Source organism: Rhodoferax koreense (assembly GCF_001955695.1).
Classification (GTDB): Bacteria; Pseudomonadota; Gammaproteobacteria; order Burkholderiales; family Burkholderiaceae_C; genus Rhodoferax_B; species Rhodoferax_B koreensis.
The window spans coordinates 2,794,333-2,811,872 of record NZ_CP019236.1 but is presented as its reverse complement, the minus strand read 5'-3'; the positions used below and the strand labels follow the sequence as shown (position 1 = coordinate 2,811,872).

At 67.6% G+C, this 17,540-nt stretch carries 17 protein-coding genes; 14 read left to right on the top strand and 3 right to left on the bottom strand.

Going from position 1 to position 17,540, the window contains the following annotated elements; all coding sequences use genetic code 11:
* Nucleotides 1–89 precede the first annotated feature (89 nt).
* Nucleotides 90–764 carry a pyridoxamine 5'-phosphate oxidase gene (pdxH, locus tag RD110_RS13130; protein ID WP_157900175.1) on the top strand — a complete coding sequence of 225 codons (675 nt, stop codon included), beginning with the start codon at nt 90–92 and terminating at the stop codon, nt 762–764.
* 10 nt (nt 765–774) lie between these two features.
* Here the strand turns inward: pdxH and RD110_RS13125 are convergent, their stop codons facing one another.
* Both RD110_RS13125 and ppa read right to left on the bottom strand, forming a co-directional pair.
* Entirely contained in the window at nt 775–1,716 is a 942-nt protein-coding gene (locus RD110_RS13125) for an AEC family transporter (protein ID WP_076199898.1), read from the bottom strand.
* Between the two features lie 212 nt (nt 1,717–1,928).
* A complete protein-coding gene (gene ppa, locus RD110_RS13120) occupies nt 1,929–2,456 on the bottom strand; it encodes an inorganic diphosphatase (protein ID WP_076199897.1) in 528 nt (175 codons plus the stop codon).
* A 319-nt stretch (nt 2,457–2,775) separates the two neighbouring features.
* Between ppa and RD110_RS13115 the strand changes: the two genes are divergently transcribed.
* The gene (locus tag RD110_RS13115; RefSeq protein WP_076199896.1) at nt 2,776–5,211 is read left to right on the top strand and encodes a sodium-translocating pyrophosphatase; all 2,436 of its coding nucleotides are present in this window, start codon (nt 2,776–2,778) and stop codon (nt 5,209–5,211) included.
* Between the two features lie 18 nt (nt 5,212–5,229).
* On the opposite strand, the gene RD110_RS13110 is transcribed toward RD110_RS13115, so the two are convergent.
* Nucleotides 5,230–6,024: an IclR family transcriptional regulator gene (locus RD110_RS13110; RefSeq protein WP_076199895.1), complete on the bottom strand. Its 795-nt coding sequence runs from the start codon at nt 6,022–6,024 to the stop codon at nt 5,230–5,232.
* Between the two features lie 150 nt (nt 6,025–6,174).
* Between RD110_RS13110 and RD110_RS13105 the strand changes: the two genes are divergently transcribed.
* The 12 genes from RD110_RS13105 (at nt 6,175) to RD110_RS13050 (ending at nt 17,539) form a co-directional block, all read left to right on the top strand.
* Nucleotides 6,175–6,906, top strand: coding sequence for an SDR family NAD(P)-dependent oxidoreductase (locus tag RD110_RS13105; protein WP_076204922.1), 732 nt, complete (start codon nt 6,175–6,177; stop codon nt 6,904–6,906).
* Between the two features lie 7 nt (nt 6,907–6,913).
* Entirely contained in the window at nt 6,914–7,585 is a 672-nt protein-coding gene (locus tag RD110_RS13100) for an amino acid ABC transporter permease (RefSeq protein WP_076199894.1), read from the top strand.
* Nucleotides 7,586–7,588: 3 nt separating this feature from the next.
* Entirely contained in the window at nt 7,589–8,242 is a 654-nt protein-coding gene (locus RD110_RS13095; RefSeq protein ID WP_083686253.1) for an amino acid ABC transporter permease, read from the top strand.
* 36 nt (nt 8,243–8,278) lie between these two features.
* On the top strand, nt 8,279–9,100 hold the full coding sequence (locus RD110_RS13090; RefSeq protein WP_076199893.1) for a transporter substrate-binding domain-containing protein: 822 nt from the start codon (nt 8,279–8,281) through the stop codon (nt 9,098–9,100).
* Between the two features lie 159 nt (nt 9,101–9,259).
* Nucleotides 9,260–10,027: an amino acid ABC transporter ATP-binding protein gene (locus RD110_RS13085; protein WP_076199892.1), complete on the top strand. Its 768-nt coding sequence runs from the start codon at nt 9,260–9,262 to the stop codon at nt 10,025–10,027.
* A gap of 11 nt (nt 10,028–10,038) precedes the next feature.
* Nucleotides 10,039–10,488 carry a type II 3-dehydroquinate dehydratase gene (locus RD110_RS13080; protein ID WP_076199891.1) on the top strand — a complete coding sequence of 150 codons (450 nt, stop codon included), beginning with the start codon at nt 10,039–10,041 and terminating at the stop codon, nt 10,486–10,488.
* A gap of 8 nt (nt 10,489–10,496) precedes the next feature.
* On the top strand, nt 10,497–11,561 hold the full coding sequence (locus RD110_RS13075; protein ID WP_076204918.1) for a Gfo/Idh/MocA family protein: 1,065 nt from the start codon (nt 10,497–10,499) through the stop codon (nt 11,559–11,561).
* A gap of 114 nt (nt 11,562–11,675) precedes the next feature.
* On the top strand, nt 11,676–13,094 hold the full coding sequence (locus tag RD110_RS13070) for an aldehyde dehydrogenase family protein (RefSeq protein ID WP_239467231.1): 1,419 nt from the start codon (nt 11,676–11,678) through the stop codon (nt 13,092–13,094).
* 110 nt (nt 13,095–13,204) lie between these two features.
* Complete coding sequence (gene moaA, locus RD110_RS13065) at nt 13,205–14,350, top strand: GTP 3',8-cyclase MoaA (RefSeq protein WP_076199889.1); 1,146 nt, start codon at nt 13,205–13,207, stop codon at nt 14,348–14,350.
* A complete protein-coding gene (gene mobA, locus RD110_RS13060; RefSeq protein ID WP_076199888.1) occupies nt 14,347–15,009 on the top strand; it encodes a molybdenum cofactor guanylyltransferase MobA in 663 nt (220 codons plus the stop codon). The genes moaA and mobA overlap by 4 nt, the downstream gene beginning before the upstream one ends.
* Nucleotides 15,010–15,089: 80 nt before the next feature.
* Nucleotides 15,090–15,725, top strand: coding sequence for a response regulator (locus RD110_RS13055; RefSeq protein WP_076199887.1), 636 nt, complete (start codon nt 15,090–15,092; stop codon nt 15,723–15,725).
* On the top strand, nt 15,725–17,539 hold the full coding sequence (locus RD110_RS13050) for a hybrid sensor histidine kinase/response regulator (RefSeq protein WP_076199886.1): 1,815 nt from the start codon (nt 15,725–15,727) through the stop codon (nt 17,537–17,539). The genes RD110_RS13055 and RD110_RS13050 overlap by 1 nt, the downstream gene beginning before the upstream one ends.
* Nucleotide 17,540: the final 1 nt, after the last annotated feature.

The following is a 17,540-nucleotide window of genomic DNA, read 5'->3' as shown; positions in this document are numbered from 1 at the left end:
ACGGAGATCGGTTCGATGCGCGGACTCCAGAATGGGTTGTGCCAAGCCGATTGTGCATCCATACCGCGCCCGGTTGCACAATGCATGCCATGAGCGCCACACCACCCTCCCCGACGACCCCAAATTCAACCCAGCTTGCCGATCTGCGAAAAAGCTATGAACGCGCCGAACTCGACGAAAACGCGTCGAATCCCTTGCCGCTGGCCCAATTCGGCCTCTGGCTCGGCGAAGCGCTCTCGGCGCAGTTGCCCGAGCCGAACGCCATGACGCTGGCCACCGTCGGCAGCGATCTGCGGCCATCGACGCGCATCGTGCTGATCAAGGGCTACGACGAGCGTGGCATCGTCTGGTACACGAACTACGAAAGCCGCAAGGGCCGGGAACTGGCCGGCAACCCCTTCGCCGCCCTGCAGTTCCACTGGGTGGAACTGGAACGGGTGGTGCGCATCGAAGGCGTGGTCGAGAAGGTCAGCGACGCCGAGAGCGACGCCTACTACAAGAGCCGGCCGCTGGATTCACGACTGGGTGCCTGGGCCAGCCCGCAGAGCGAGGTGATCTCGGGCCGCGGCGTGCTGGTGGCCAATGCCGCCAAATACGGCGCGCAGTTCCTGCTGAACCCGCCGCGGCCGCCGCACTGGGGCGGCTATCGGCTCGTGCCGGAGCGTTGGGAGTTCTGGCAGGGCCGCAAAAGCCGGCTGCACGACCGCCTGCGCTACAGCCGCGACGCGAAAGGCGGCTGGCTGCGCGAGCGGCTCGCGCCGTGATCCGGGCGGATCAGCCCATCCACAGCATGATAAGCGACAGCGTGGCGATGCCGATGCCGGTGGATACCGCCACGGCGGCGGTGATCAGGTCTTCGGCGGCCTTGTAGCGCTGCGAGAACAGGAACACGTTGGCGCCCATCGGCAAGGCGGCGGCCACCACCATCACCGTGAGCGGCAAGCCCGACAGGCCGAGCAGCCGCCCGATGCCGAACACCAGCACCGGGTGCAGCAGGTTCTTCACCACGGCCAGCAGCAATGCACCCTTGAAGTGCGTGCCGACGCGGGTATGCGCCAAAGTGACGCCGACCATCACCAGCGCTAGCGGCCCGAAGGCCTGGCCCAGCCACTGGATCGGCTTATCGATGACTTCCGGCATCTGCCAGCCGGTCTGTGCCCATAGCAGGCCGACGATGATCGGGATCGGCACCGGATGGATCACGGCATTGCGCACCGCCCGGCCGACCACGGCGACAATGTGACGTCGCGTGCCCTGCCCGCTCGCGGCCTGTTCACGCGCGAGTGCCAGTTCCACCGCCACGGTGGCCAGCGTGAGCAGCACCAGCGAATGCAGCGACACCAGGGTCAGCAGCGTGACCATGCCCGCCGGCCCGTAGGCCAGGCCGACCAGCGGGATCCCGATCATCGCGGTGTTGCTGTAGGTATTGGCGATGGCCGTGACCACGCTCGTGCGGTCGAAACCCATCACCAGCAGCGTGCCACCGAAAATCACACCTGCGCCCAGAAAGTACGAAGCCACGGGCCACAGGCTCAGTTGCTCGACCTTGACCGTGCTCATGGCATGGAACAGCAGCGCCGGCGACAGCACCAGGAACACCAGGTTGGCCAGATCCTTGACCGAGGTGTCACGAATCCAGCCGCGCTTGCCCACGACCAGCCCGAGGGCGATCAGCAGGATCACGGGCAGGAGGGAGGAGATGACGGTCTGGTTCACAAGGGTCTGGATGAGTGCTTCGACAAGCTCAGCACGGACGGTGGTGGATCAGCCCGACCCATTCCAGGACCACCGCGGAACGGGCCCTTCGACAAGCTCAGGAGAGCCTTCGCCCGGCCGCTGGTTGTGCCCCCTGCAAGCCTGTCCTGAGCTTGTCGAAGCGGGGCGTGGCAGCGACACGTCAGTGCGCGACCTGGAGGTGTTCCCAGCCTTTACTTCTTGTAGTTGGCGATGCCGTCCATGATTTCCTTCTTGGCCGCGTCGATGCCTTCCCAGCCCAGCACTTTGACCCATTTGCCCTTTTCGAGGTCCTTGTAGTGCTCGAAGAAGTGGGTGATGGCCTTCAGGCGCATCTGGTTCACGTCCTCGATCTTCTGCCAGTGGGTGTAGATCGGCAGGATCTTGTCGGTGGGCACGGCCAGCACCTTGCCGTCGATGCCGGCTTCGTCCTCCATCATCAGGATGCCGATCGGTCGGCAGGTCACCACCACGCCGGGAAACAGCGGGTAAGGCGTGATCACCAGCACGTCGACCGGATCGCCGTCGCCCGACAGGGTCTGCGGCACGTAGCCGTAGTTGGTCGGGTAGTGCATCGCCGTGGTCATGAAGCGGTCGACGAAGATCGCGCCGGACTCCTTGTCCACCTCGTACTTGATCGGGTCGGCATTCATCGGAATCTCGATGACCACGTTGAAGGCGTCGGGCGCGTTTTTACCGGGGGAAACTTGGTTCAGCGACATGGTGGTTCTGCTTTGCTGTAGTTGAATGAATCTGCGGTGTCGAATCCGGATGAATGATGGTTCGGCGGAATCAGCCCCCGATTTTGCCTCACAGCTTGACGCGCCCCTGACGCCCCATGAGGACAAACCCTGGTTTTGCGCCGATGCCACGCCCGCGGGCGAGCCGCGAGGTGACGCCGCGCGCGGTTTGCGCATATATTGCCGCTGTTGGCCATTCGTCTCCGTCACTCCAAGTGGCGCGGGAGCACGAGGAAGCAACGCAACGGGAGTGCCGTTTGCGTGGCGCTCGTTCCCGCGAAACAACACTGGAGACACATCTATGACTGGCAACTCAGCGCTGATTCTTGCGCTCGTCTGCGGGCTGATCGCCGTGGCTTACGGCTTTTGGGCGCGCAGCTGGATCCTTTCCCAGGACGCGGGCAACGCCCGCATGCAGGAGATCTCGGCCGCGATCCAGACCGGCGCCGCGGCCTACCTGGCCCGGCAGTACAAGACCATCGCCGTGGTCGGCATCGTGCTCACGGTGCTGATGGGCATCTTCCTGAATGCGGTCACGGCGGTGGGCTTCGTCATCGGCGCGGTGTTGTCGGGCGCCTGTGGCTTCATCGGCATGAACGTGTCGGTGCGCGCCAACGTGCGCACCGCGCAGGCGGCCACCCGTGGCATCGGCCCGGCGCTGGACGTGGCCTTTCGCGGTGGCGCCATCACCGGCATGCTGGTGGTGGGCCTCGGCCTGCTCGGCGTGACCGGCTTCTACTGGTTCCTGGTGGGCAGCGGCCCCACGGCCGAACGGCCCATGAGCGTGCTGCTGAACCCGCTGATCGGCTTCGCCTTCGGTTCCTCGCTGATCTCGATCTTCGCGCGCCTGGGCGGCGGCATCTTCACCAAGGGGGCCGACGTGGGCGCCGACCTGGTGGGCAAGGTCGAAGCCGGCATCCCCGAGGACGACCCGCGCAACCCGGCCGTGATCGCCGACAACGTGGGCGACAACGTGGGCGACTGCGCCGGCATGGCCGCCGACCTGTTCGAAACCTATGCCGTGACGCTGATCGCCACCATGGTGCTCGGCTCGCTGCTGCTGGCCGGCGCGGGCACGCATGCCGTGGTGTATCCGCTGGCGCTGGGTGCGGTCTCCATCGTCGCCTCCATCATCGGCTGCTTCTTCGTCAAGGCCTCGCCGGGCATGAAGAACGTGATGCCCGCGCTGTACAAGGGCCTGGCCGTGGCGGGCGTCCTGTCGCTGATCGCGTTCTACTTCGTCACCACCTGGCTCATGCCGGACGACGCCGTGCGCGCCAGCGGCAGCCAGCTGCGGCTGTTCGGCGCCTGCGCCGTCGGCCTGGTGCTGACGGCCGCACTGGTGTGGATCACCGAGTACTACACCGGCACGCAGTACCCGCCGGTGAAGCACATCGCCCAGGCCTCCACCACCGGCCACGGCACCAACATCATCGCCGGGCTCGGCGTGTCGATGCGCTCCACCGCCTGGCCGGTGATCTTCGTGTGCATCGCCATCTGGGTGTCGTTCGCGCTGGCCGGCCTGTACGGCATTGCCGTGGCGGCCACCGCCATGCTCAGCATGGCCGGCATCGTGGTGGCACTCGACGCCTACGGCCCGATCACCGACAACGCCGGCGGCATCGCCGAGATGGCCGAATTGCCCAGCAGCGTGCGCGACGTCACCGACCCGCTCGACGCCGTGGGCAATACCACCAAGGCCGTCACCAAGGGCTACGCCATCGGCTCGGCCGGCCTGGCCGCGCTGGTGCTGTTCGCCGACTACACCCACAAGCTCGAAGCCTACGGGCAGGCCATCACCTTCGACCTGAGCAACCCGATGGTGATCATCGGCCTGTTCATCGGCGGGCTGATCCCCTACCTCTTCGGCGCCATGGCCATGGAAGCCGTGGGCCGCGCGGCCGGCGCGGTGGTGGTCGAGGTGCGGCGCCAGTTCCGCGACATCCCGGGCATCATGGAAGGCACCGGCAAGCCCGAATACGGCCGCGCCGTGGACATGCTGACCAGCGCCGCCATCCGCGAGATGATGATCCCCTCGCTGCTGCCCGTGGTGGTGCCGATCGTCGTCGGCCTGCTGCTCGGCCCCGCGGCGCTGGGCGGCCTGCTGATGGGCACCATCGTCACCGGCCTGTTCGTCGCCATCTCGATGTGCACCGGCGGCGGCGCCTGGGACAACGCCAAGAAGTACATCGAGGATGGCCACCACGGCGGCAAGGGTTCGGAAACCCACAAGGCAGCCGTCACCGGCGACACGGTCGGCGACCCGTACAAGGACACCGCCGGCCCCGCCGTGAATCCGCTGATCAAGATCATCAACATCGTGGCCCTGTTGATCGTGCCGCTGGTGATGCAGATCCATGGCGGCAAGCCGGTGGCGGCCGCAGTACCGGCGGCCAGCGTGGCGGCGGACGCGGCATCGATCCGGGTCGAAGGCGGCGTGGTCAAGTTCTATTTCGCCACCGGCAAGGCCGAACTCGCCACCGGTGCCACCCAGGCATTGGCCGACGTCTTCACCGCCGTGAGCGCGGGCAAGCGCGCGGTGGTGAGCGGCTACACCGACGCCACGGGCGACCCGGCGAAGAACGAGGAACTCGCCAAGCAGCGCGCCCTGGCCGTGCGCGACGCGCTCAAGGCCGCGGGCGTGAACGAAGACCGGATCGAGTTGAAGAAACCCGAGCAGACCACGGCCGGCGGGCCCGCGGCCGAGGCGCGGCGGGTGGAAGTGACGGTGCTGTAGCGGCTCTTCCGCAGCGGATCAGGCCGCCGTGCGCAGCGCATGCCTGGAAAACATCGGCGACGCCGTACTGGCCGTCGCCAATTCCTTCGCTGTGGCGACCAGTTCGGGGCCCAGCGCCAGCATGCGCTCCTCCGTCATGCGCAGCATCGGGCCGGCCAGCGTCAACACGCCGATGGCTGGCTCGCCGGGCAATTGCACCGGCGCGCCCATGGAAGCCATGCCGGGCGCGTACATGTCGGAGATCATGCTGAAGCCACGCTTGCGGTCGGCCTGCAGGATCCTGGTCAGCGCCTTGATGGTGGTGGGCGCGTTGGGGCCGAAATCCTTCGGGTCGCCGAAACCCTGGCGCGAGACGATGGCGATGGCCTCCTCGTCGCTCAGCGTCATCAACCAGCCGTGGCCAGCCGCGCTGCAGGACAGGCAGACGTCGATGCCGGTATCGGGGTCGTAGCGCAGGCCGAAACGCGCGCCCTGCGCCTTGGCCACGAAGGTGAGGCGGTCGCCGTCGACCAGGGCCAGGCGGGCCAGCTCGCCGGCCACGTCGGCCACGCGGTCGATCAGCGGCTGAGCGATGTCGACGATGCCCGACTTGCTGAGGAAACTCAGGCCCAGTGCCGCCATCTTGGTGGTCAGCGCGTAGAGGCCATGGTCGCGCTGCTGGCGCACATAGCCGCAGCGGGTGAGCTCGGTGAGCAGGCGGTGCGTGGCGCTCAGCGGCAAGGCCAGGTCCTTGGCGACGGCCGCCAGGTTGGCGCCTTCGGGGCGCTGGGCCAGGTATTCGAGAAGGCCGAAGGATCGTTCGAGTGTGCTCATGGTTCTTATTTTCGGATAGCGTCCAGTGTACTTTCCAATGAAAATATTTTCCACATTGGAAATGTTTTCCACAAACTTGCTTATACTTCGCCGAAATCGAAAAGCCGCGAAGACGGCGTGCACCAGCCAACCGAATTGGAGAAGACAACCGTGAACCAGATCGACCTCGGCGGCAAGATTGTCGTGATCACCGGCGGCGCAGGCGGCATCGGCCAGGCCATCGCCCAACGCGCGCTGGCCAGTGGTGCCAGTGTCTGTTCGTGGGACAACGCGCCCACGGCCGCACAAGCCACCGCCGGCATCGCTTCGATGCAGGTCGACATCACCAGCGAAGCGGCCGTCACAGCCGCCTACGCCGACACCATCGCCAAGTTTGGCCGCATCGACGTGCTGGTGAATTCCGCCGGCATCACCGGCCCGACGCTTACCGTGCAGGACTACCCGCTCGATGCCTGGCTCAAGGTGATGGCCATCAACCTGACCGGCACCTTCCTGTGCAGCCGCGCCGTGGTCGGCGGCATGGTGCAAAACGGCTACGGGCGCATCGTCAACATGGCCTCGGTCGCGGGCAAGGAAGGCAACCCGCTGCAGTCGGCGTACTCGGCATCCAAGGCCGCGGTGATCGCACTCACCAAGTCCATGGGCAAGGAGCTGGCCAAGGTCGACGTGCGGGTCAACTGCATCGCGCCGGCCATGATCGAAAGCGCGCTGCTCGACCAGATGCCCGCCTCCAAGCGCGCCGAGAACCTGGCCAAGATCCCGATGGGCCGGGCCGGCACCGTGGACGAAATCGCCGCCATGGCGCTGTGGCTCGCGTCCGAGGAATGCTCTTTCACCACCGGCGCCACCTTCGACGCCTCCGGCGGCCGCGCAACGTATTGAGTCGCCCATGGATTACAAGTTCGACTACACCGCCGTCACCAGCCATGCCTGGGACCTGTTCGTCGGCTGCCTGCTGACGCTGCAGCTGTCGGCCGCAGCCATCGTGTTCTCGCTGGTGCTGGCCATCGGCCCGGCAATGCTGCTGCAGTCGCGGCCAAATTCGCTGGCCGCCGTGCCGATCAAGGTGTTCGTGGAGATGGTGCGCAACACGCCTTTCCTCGTGCAGATCTTCATCCTGTTCTTCGGCCTGCCGACCATCGGCATCCGTCTGTCGCCGAATGTCGCGGCCATCCTGGCGCTCACGGTCAACGGCTGTGCGTATGCGATCGAGATCATCCGCGGCGGGCTGGAGTCGATCAACAAGGGCCAGTTCGAGGCCGGCTTCGCGCTCGGCCTGAGCCGCTTCAAGGTGTTCCGCTACATCATCCTGAAGCCCGCCCTGCGCGCCATCTATCCGTCGCTCACCAGCCAGTTCATCTTCCTGATGCTGACCTCGAGCATTGCCTCGTCGATCACCGCCAACGAGCTCACCCACGTGGCGGCGCAGATCGAGGCGACCACCTTCCGCAGCTTCGAGGTGTATTTCACCGTGGCCGCGCTGTACCTGGTGATGTCGATCCTGTTGTCGGCCATTGCGAACGTGGTGTACCGCACCACACTGACTTACCCCAACCGTTAAGCCATGAGCACCACCCTCACCTGGTCCCATTTCGCCCTGTTCATGCAGGGTCTGCAGTGGACGCTGATCCTGACCGTCATCGGCTTCGCGGGCGGCGCCATCGGCGGCCTGCTGGTCGCGCTGGCGCGCACCGCGCCCTATGCGGCCATCCGCCGCTGCGCCTGGGCTTTCATCGAAATCTTCCGCGGCACGCCGCTGCTGATGCAGCTCTTCGTCGTGTACTACGGCATCGCCCTGCTCGACATCCCGCTGAATCCCTGGGCCGCCGTGGCCATGGGCCTGACCTTCCATGCCAGCGCCTTCCTCGGCGAGATCTGGCGCGGCGGCATCGAGTCGCTGCCCGGCGGCCAGACCGAAGCCGCCAAGGCGCTGGGCATCCACTGGTGGCCGCGCATGACGAGCGTGATCCTGCCGCAGGCCTTCAAGGTGTCGCTGCCCGCCACCGTGGGTTTCCTGGTGCAGTTGCTCAAGGGTACGTCGCTGGCGGCCATCATCGGCTTCACCGAGCTGGCCCGCACCGGCTCCATCGTGTCCAACCTCACCTACAAGCCGCTCCTGGTCTACGCCATCGTCGGCGGCATCTATTTCCTGTTGTGCTGGCCGCTGTCGGTATGCGGCCGGCGCCTTGAAAAACGCCTGGCGGGCAGCGCCCGCTAGTTCCAACGATTCCCCAACCACCTCATGGAGACAGACATGACCTTCAAGCTCAACCGCCGCACCGTCGTCGGCGCCGCGATCCTGGCCCTGGCCCCGGTGTTCTCGGCGCATGCCGACGCGCTGGACGACATCAAGAAACGCGGCACCATCCGCGTCGGCGTCCTGTCCGAGCTGCCGCCATGGGGTTTCGTCGACGCCTCGGGCAAGAACGTCGGCTACGACGTGGACGTGGCCGAGCTCATCGGCAAGAAACTCGGCGTGAAGGTCGAACTGGTGTCGATGAACGTGGCCGCGCGCATCGCCCAGGTGATGACCGGCAAGGTCGACGTGCTGGCCGCGACCATGGGCATGTATCCCGACCGCGCCAAGGTGGTGCAGTTCACCAAGCCGTATGCCGCGCTCAGCATCATCGTGATCGCCAAGAAGGCCGACAACATCAGCAAGCTCGAAGACCTGGCGGGCAAGAAGATCGGCGTGACGCGCGCCGCCGCACAGGACACGGCCATCACCCAGGCGGCCCCCGCCGGTGCCACGATCCAGCGCTTCGACGACGACGCCGCCGTGGTGCAGGCCCTGCTGGCCGGCCAGGTGGACGTGATCGGCGGCAACAACACCTACCTGCTCAACATCAAGAAGGCCATGCCCGACAGCACCTTCGAGCAGAAGGTGGTGATCAACCGGCAATACATGGGTGTCGCCATGAAGCCGGGTCAGAAGGAGTTCAACGCACGCCTCAACCAGATCATCGACGAGATCAAGGCCAGTGGCGAACTCAACGCCATCAGCAAGAAGTGGACGGGCCAGGACCTGCCCGAACTCGTCACCGAACTGCCTGGCGTGCCTTTCACCGTGCAATAACTGCCGCCCACTCCGCCACCGTTCGGGCTGAGCTGGTCGAAGCCGCTGCATTCATGCGTTGGGCGACGGGCTCAGCCCCTTCGAAGCGCTCAGGGCAATCGGATGTGCTTCGACAGGCTCAGCACGAACGGGGTTGGGTTTGACGTTCTGGAATTCAAAATGGCATCACAAAATACGAATCCGTCCGCTCCCATCATCTCGATGGCCGGCGTGCAGAAGTGGTACGGCGCGTACCACGCGCTGAAGAACATCAACTTCGAGGTGCAGGCCGGCCAGCGCATCGTGCTGTGCGGCCCGTCGGGCTCGGGCAAGTCGACGCTGGTGCGCTGCATCAACCACCTGGAAGCCTGCCAGGAAGGCAAGATCCTCGTCGACGGCATCGACGTCTCCGCCGGCCACGGCAAGGACATCGACAAGGTGCGCCAGGAAGTGGGCATGGTGTTCCAGCAGTTCAACCTGTTCCCGCACCTCACGGTGCTGGAGAACTGCATGCTCGCGCCGGTGAAGACCGGCAAGATGAACAAGGAGCAGGCCCGCGCCGCGGCCATGAAACACCTGCAGCGCGTGCGGGTGGCCGACCAGGCCGGCAAACATCCGGCGCAGCTCTCGGGCGGCCAGCAGCAGCGCGTGGCCATCGCCCGCGCCCTGTGCATGGACCCGAAGATCATGCTGTTCGACGAGCCCACGTCCGCGCTCGACCCGGAAATGGTCAAGGAAGTGCTCGACACCATGATTTCGCTGGCCGAAACCGGCGTGACCATGATCTGCGTGACGCACGAAATGGGCTTCGCCAAGGCCGTGGCCGACCGCGTGATCTTCATGGCCGAGGGCGAAATCGTCGAGGAAGCCGCGCCCGCCGAGTTCTTCGGCAACCCGCAGCACCAGCGCACCAAGACCTTCCTGGGCCAGATCCTGGCCCAGCACTGAACGAGACCCCCATGACCCAGACCGTCTTCATCCTCAACGGCCCGAACCTGAACCTGCTCGGCGAACGCGAGCCGCACATCTACGGCCACGACACGCTGGCCGACATCGAGCAGCGCTGCATCGCGCGCGGCAAGGAACACGGTTTCGAGATCGACTTCCGCCAATCGAACATCGAGGGCGAAATCATCAACAGCGTGCACGAGGCGCGCAAGAAGGCCGTGGCCATCATCATCAACCCGGCCGGTTTCTCGTTCACCTCCATCGCCCTGCTCGACTCCCTCAAGGCCTTCGACGGCGTGAAGTTCGAGGTGCACCTGTCCAACATCCACCAGCGCGAAGCCATCTACCACCATTCGCTGGTGTCGAAGACCGCGCATGCGGTGATCGCCGGCCTGGGCGCCGACGGCTACATCCTCGCGCTCGACGCGCTGCGCCGCCGTTTCGACGCGGCGTCAAAGTGAGGATGGACATGACCACCAAGCCCCCTTTGCGCATCGGCCTTCTCGGCGCCGGCCTGATCGGCCGGGAACATGCCACGCTGGTCCTCAAGCATCCCGGCACCGTGCTGGTGGCACTGGCCGATCCATCGCCCGAAGCCGTGGGCTATGCGGCCTCGCTCGGCGTGCCGCACTACGCCAGCTATCTTGAAATGCTCGACAAGGAGGCACTCGACGCGGTGATCGTCGCCCTGCCCAACGCCTTGCACGTGGAAGCCGGCCTGGCCTGCGTCGAACGCCAACTGCCGATGCTGATGGAAAAACCCATCGCCGAAAACGTGGCGGCCGCGATGCGCCTCGTCGACGCGGCAGAAGCCGCCGGCGTGCCGATGCTGGTCGGCCACCACCGGCGCCACAGCCCCGACATCCGCGAAGCCAGGCGCGCGGTCCAGGCCGGCGAGCTCGGCGACATCGTGGCCGTCAACGGCATGTGGCTGGTGAAGAAGCAGGACCGCTATTTCGACGCCGCATGGCGCCGCCAGCCCGGCGGCGGGCCGATGCTGATCAACCTGATCCACGACATCGACTGCCTGCGCTACATGTGCGGCGACATCGAGAGCGTGCAGGCCATCGCCTCGAGCCAGGCCCGCGGCTTCGCGGTCGAGGACACGGCGGCGGTGATCTTCCGCTTCACCAGCGGCGCGCTCGGCACCTTCATGATGAGCGACGTCGTGCCCTCGCCTTTCACCTACGACGTCACCTCCGGCCAGGCGCTGTACTTCCACCACGAACCCGAGAATTGTTATTACATCGGCGGACGCAAGGGCACGCTCGCGCTGCCGATGATGCACCTCTGGGGCCATGAGACCGCGGATGGCGACTGGCGCGACCGCACGGTGCGCCGCGGCCTGCAGCCGGTGTTTTCCAGCGCCTACGTGAACCAGTTGGAGAACTTCATCGCCGTCGCGAGGCGCGAGGCCGAACCCGTGGTGCCGGGCCGCGACGCGATGCAGACGCTGGCTGTGACGCTGGCCGTGGACCGCGCGGCGCGCGAAGGCCGTCCGGTGCCGGTGGCGGAGCTGTTCGCCGAAACCTGACACCACGCCGGTCGCTACACATTCAGTAGCGACCTTCGCAGACTGGGACTGCGCTGGCGGCCGATCAGGCTTGCAAGTGTGCGGCTGAAGCATGATTCACGCAGAATGGTGCGCATGCAGCTCAACTTCATCGCCAATGCCCGCGTGCCCTCCGCGTCCGGGCGCACCCTGTCCGTGATCGACCCGTCCGACGGCCAGCCCTTCGAGGACATCCAGCGCAGCAATGCGCAGGACGTCGATGACGCGGTGGCCGCCGCGCGCGACGGCTTCGACGGCGTGTGGAGCAAGGTCGATGCGGCCGAGCGCGGGCGCTTGCTGCAGCGCCTGTCGCAGGCGGTCGGCGAGCATGCGGGCGAGCTGGGCGCCATCGTGCAGCAGGAGGCCGGCAAAACCACACGCCAGGCCACCGCCGACGTGGCCGCCCTGGCCCGCAGTCTGGCGGGGCATGCGGCGGCATGTGCGCAGCCGCAGCCGGTTCCCGCGGCCACGCCGGGCGGTGGCCATTCGCTGCGCTGGCGCGAGCCGCGCGGCGTGACCGGCCACATCATCCCCTGGTACGAACCGCTGCGGATCTTCGGCGCGACCGTGGGCGCGGCACTGGCCGCCGGCAACGTGTGCGTGGTCAAGCCGGCCGATGAAACCAGCCTGGCGCTGCTGCGCGTGGCCCAGCTCGCGGCCGAGGCGGGCCTGCCGGCCGGTGCCCTCAACGTCCTCACCGGCTACGACCAGGAAGTTGCCGAAGCCCTGGCGCGCCACAAGGGCGTGGACCATCTCAGCCTGACCGGCAGCCCGCCACTGGTCACCCTGGTCCAGCAGGCCGCGGCGGAACGCCAATGCCCGGTGCTGATCGGCGGCAACGACCAGAGCCGAGGCACGGGCCCGCAGATCGTGTTCGCCGATGCCGACCTTGACACCGCCGTGCCCGCCATCGTGCAGGCGCTGCTGCAGGGCTGCGGCCAGGGCGGTGCGGCGGGCTCGCACCTGCTGGTGGAGCGGGCCATTTACGAGCCAATGCTCGACCGTCTGGCCGGCGCCTTCGAAGCCTTGCGCGTCGGCCCGGCCCACCATGATCTGGACATGGGCCCGCTGATCCGCCACGGCCAGCAGCAGCGCGTATGGGACTTCCTGTCGGACGCGGACGCGGCCGGCATGGTGGTGGTGGCGCAGGGTGTGGTGGTCGACGAAGCCCCCGAAACCGGCTTCTACCAGGCGCCGACGCTGCTGCGCGACCTGCCGCCGGACCGGTCCGGCGCGCTCGATGCCGTGGCGGGCCCGGTGCTGGCCGCCGCGCCGTTCGACAACGAGGAAGAACTGCTGGAACGCATCAACGGCGGCACGTCCGCCATCGCCGCCACCACCGCCCGCGCCACGCTCTGGACCGGCGACGCGGACCGCCCCCTGCGCCTGGCCAGGGGACTGCGCTGTGCCCACCTGACGGTGAACCACCATGGCGGGGTCGAAGCGGCCATGGCCGAAGGCCTGGACGGCACCCTCGCCTACACACGCTTGAAAACCTTGGTGACCCGGCGATGAGCCGGGATGCGCCGGATGCGCCGGCGCAGGTTTGCTCCTTTGCCACTGGCGGCGCCAAGGCTTAGCGCGCTCGGGCGACACCCGCGGGCCCAGTCGGGCAGAATCGGCCCATGTCCGCACGCATCATTCCCCTGGTCGACCAGCGCCGCATCCTCGGCAACGCGCCGATGGCTGGCGCGAACGCAGCGCTGCTGCCCAGCACCGGCCTGCTCGGCGACCGCCTCGGCCGGCCGCTGCACGACCTGCGCATCAGCGTCACCGACCGCTGCAACTTCCGCTGCAGCTACTGCATGCCCAAGGAAGTCTTCAACAAGGACTATCCCTACCTGCCGCACAGCGCACTGCTGAGCTTCGAGGAGATCACGCGGCTGGCCCGGGTCTTCCTGGCCCACGGCGTGCGCAAGATCCGGCTGACCGGCGGCGAGCCGCTGCTGCGCAAGAACCTGGAGCAACTCGTGGCCCAGCTGGCCGCGCTGCGCACGACCGACGGCACCGCGCCGGACCTCACGCTCACCACCAACGGCTCGCTGCTGGCGCGCAAGGCACAGGCGCTGAAAGACGCCGGCCTGCAGCGCGTGACGGTGAGCCTGGACGGCCTCGACGATGCGGTGTTCCGCAGCATGAACGACGTGGACTTCCCGGTGCGCGACGTGCTGGCCGGCATCGAAGCCGCGCAGCGCGCCGGGCTTGGCCAGATCAAGGTCAACATGGTCGTGAAGCGCGGCACCAACGACCAGCAGATCCTGCCGATGGCCCGGCATTTCAAAGGCAGCGGGGTCACGCTGCGCTTCATCGAATACATGGATGTGGGTGCCACCAACGGCTGGCGCATGGACGAGGTGCTGCCCTCGAGCGAGGTCGTGGCACGTCTGCATGCCGAGATGCCGCTGGTCGCGCTCAGTCCCTCGGCGCCCGGCGAGACCGCGGCGCGCTGGGGCTATGCGGACGCCGAAGGCCGGCACGACGCGGCGGCCGGCGAGATCGGCGTGATCAGCAGCGTGACCCAGGCCTTCTGCCACGACTGCAGCCGCGCCCGCCTGTCTACCGAGGGCCAGCTCTACCTCTGCCTGTTCGCCAGCCAGGGGCACGACCTGCGCTCGCTGCTGCGCAACGGTGCGTCGGACGCGGTGCTGGCCTCCGCCGTGGCCCACATCTGGCAGGGCCGCGACGACCGTTATTCGGCGCTGCGCAGTGCCCAGCCCGCCGACCAGGCGCCGGCAGCCCGGCGCGTCGAGATGAGCTACATCGGGGGATGAACCCGCTGCCGCTCGCGCACATCACCGGCCTGGTGCTGGCCGGTGGCCGTGGTTCCCGCATGGGCGGCGTCGACAAGGGCCTGCAACCCTTCAACGGCATGCCGCTGGCCCAACACAGCCTGCAACGCCTGCGGCCCCAGGTGGGCCAGGTGCTGCTCAATGCCAATCGCAACCTCGACGCCTATGCCGCGCTGGGGGCGCCGGTGGTCGCCGATGCCCATGGTGCGCGTGGCGGCGCGGCGGACGAGGCATTCGCCGGTCCGCTTGCCGGCTTCCTTGCCGGGCTGCAGCATTGCCGCACCCCCTATCTCGTCACCGTACCGTGCGACACGCCCCATTTCCCGCTGGACCTGGTGGCGCGGCTGGCCGCGGCGCTGGTGCGCGACGGGGCCGACATCGCCATGGCCGCGGCCTCCGAGCAAGACGACGCTTCGCGTGTGCTGCGCCCGCAACCGGTGTTCTGCCTGATCGACACCCGGCTGGCCGCAGACCTGGCGCGGTTCGTGGCCCAGGACGGCCGGCGGGTGTACGGCTGGGCGGCGCAACACGCCCTGGCGCTGGTGCCCTTCACGGCGGACCACGACGAGGCAACGGCGTTCTTCAACGCGAACACCCTGGCGGACTTGCAGCGGCTGCAGGCCGCCCCTGGCTCGGGCTAGCGGGGCAATCCCCCCATCGGAGGGGATGTGACGGCGCCGGCCCGCCCTAGAATCATTCACCGACCCAACGACCAGACGCCATGAAAGTCCTGCTGGTAGACGACCACGCATTGTTCAGGGCCGGCCTGCGCCTGTTGCTGTCGACCATCGCCCCCGACATGCAGGTGCTCGAAGCCGGCACGGTGGAACAGGTCGAGGCCCTGGCCGCCGCCCACACCGACCTGCAGTTGTGCCTGCTCGACCTCAAGCTCAAGGAACAGCACGGCCTGCTCGCGTTGAACCGCATCAAGCTGCTGGCGCCTTCGGTGGCTGTGGTGGTGGTGTCCGCCGCCGACGACCAGGCCAGCATCCGCGCCAGCCTGGACGCCGGTGCCATGAGCTACGTGCCCAAGAGCATGCCGCCCGAGATGCTGACCCTGGCCATGCGCCAGGTGCTGGCCGGGCGGATCTACCTGCCCGAGGACATGCTGCTCAGCGAAGCCGCCGCCTCGCCCGACACGACCGCGCCCGCGCTGTCGCCGCGCCAGGCCGACGTGCTGGCCGGCCTGTCGCGCGGCCTGCCGACCAAGATCATCGCGCGTGAACTCGGCCTGTCGGAACACACGGTCAAGGAATACATCGCCGCCCTCTTCCAGGCGCTCGGCGTCCACAACCGCACGGAAGCCGTGATCAAGGCCGCGCGCCTGGGCCTCGGGCCGAGTGCCGACCACTACTGATGGACCGTGCCACCATTCCGCTGGATCGCGCCGCCCCGGCGGTATCCCCCGGCGACGCGCAGCCGGCAGGCGCAACGCGCGAGGAAATGCTGCTCGAGCTCATCGGCCTGCATGCCGCCATGCTGCGGCTGAAGCCCGCCATGCAGGCGGCGCTGATCCTGGGCATGGGCCTGACCGTGGGCGGGCGCGCACCCGGCCATGCCTTCATCTCCTGGGCGGTGCTGACCATGCTGGTCGAACTCGGTCGCGCCTGGTACGCGCACCGGCTCATCCCCCGGCTGCCGCACATCGACGCGAAGCGGGTGTACCGGCAGATGGTCGCCATGGCGCTGCTCTCCGGCGCGACCCAGGGGCTGGCCGGCGTGCTGATGTTCCCCGTGCTATCGATCGAGGACCAGGCCATCCTGGCCGTGATCCAGATGGCCGTTGCCGCCTCCGGCGCGGCGACGTCGATGTCCTCGCGGACCATCGTCGGCGTGTTCTCGGTGGCGGTGGTGATCCCGACCGCCCTCAGCTGGGGCCTGCAGCACCCGCAACAGCTGGTGGGCCTGCTCGTGCTCTGCAGCCTGTACTGCGCGCTGCTGGTGGTGGTGGCGATCCATGCCGAGCGGCTGCTGCTGCGCTCCCTCAACATCCGCCACGAACGCGACAAGATGGTCCGCGACCTGGAGCGCAGCAATGCCGTGGTGCGCCAGGCCATGGCGCGCGCCGAGGAGTCGGCCCAGGCGCGCGCGCGGGTGCTGGCCTCCGCCAGCCATGACCTGCGCCAGCCGCTGCACGCGCTTTCCATCTACAGCGCCATCCTGGCCGCGCGGCCGACCCCCGAGACGCTGAAGGAGGTCGGCCAGAACATCGACCAGATCGTGCGTTCGCTCGGCAGCCTGCTGACCGGCCTGCTCGACATCTCCAAGCTCTCCGCCGGCAACTACGTCTCGCACAAGCAGGTGTTCTCGCTCGACGAATTGCTCGACGGCCTGTGCAGCGAACACGCCAACGCGGCGACGGCGAAGCAACTCGTGCTGCGCCGCCATTTGCGGCCGGTGGCGGTGTTTTCCGACGCGATGGCGGTGACACGCATCGCGCGCAACCTGCTCGATAACGCCCTGAAGTACACCGATGCCGGCGAGGTCTGCGTCAGCTGCGGCGCGGATGGCATCGACGGACGCGACGGATTCATCACGGTCAGCGACACCGGCAAGGGCATCCGCCTCGTGGAGCAGGAGCGGGTGTTCGAAGAGTTCTACCAGATCGACAACCCCGGCCGCGACCGCAGCCGTGGCGTCGGCCTGGGCCTGGCCATCGTGCAACGGCTCGCCGATCTTATCGGCGCCACCATCGCGTTGAACTCGGCGCCCGGCGTCGGCACCAGCTTCACGCTGCGCCTGCCCGCGGCGGTGACGCATCCGGCGCAGCGTGTGGTGCCGGCGCGCGTCGAGCCCGCCGCCGGCCTGGCCGGCCTGCGCGTGATGCTCATCGACGACGAGGACGACATCCTCAAGAGCATGACCACCTTGCTGAAGCTGTGGCAGATGCGGGTCTGCACCGCCAGCGACGGCGGCGAAGCCCACGCGCTGATGCTGGCCGACGGCGCGCCCGACCTGCTGGTCGCCGACCTGCGGCTGCGTGCAGGCGACCACGGCGCGCGCCTGGCTGAGCAGCTGCAGGCCCGCCATGGGCGCATGGCCGTGTTGATCATCACCGGCGACACCTCATCGGAGGCGCTGCGCGAGGCCGAGGCGGCCTATCCGGTGCTGCAGAAGCCCATCACCGCCGAGGCCCTGCACGCGAGCATCCTGAAGCTGCTCGGCCGCTGAC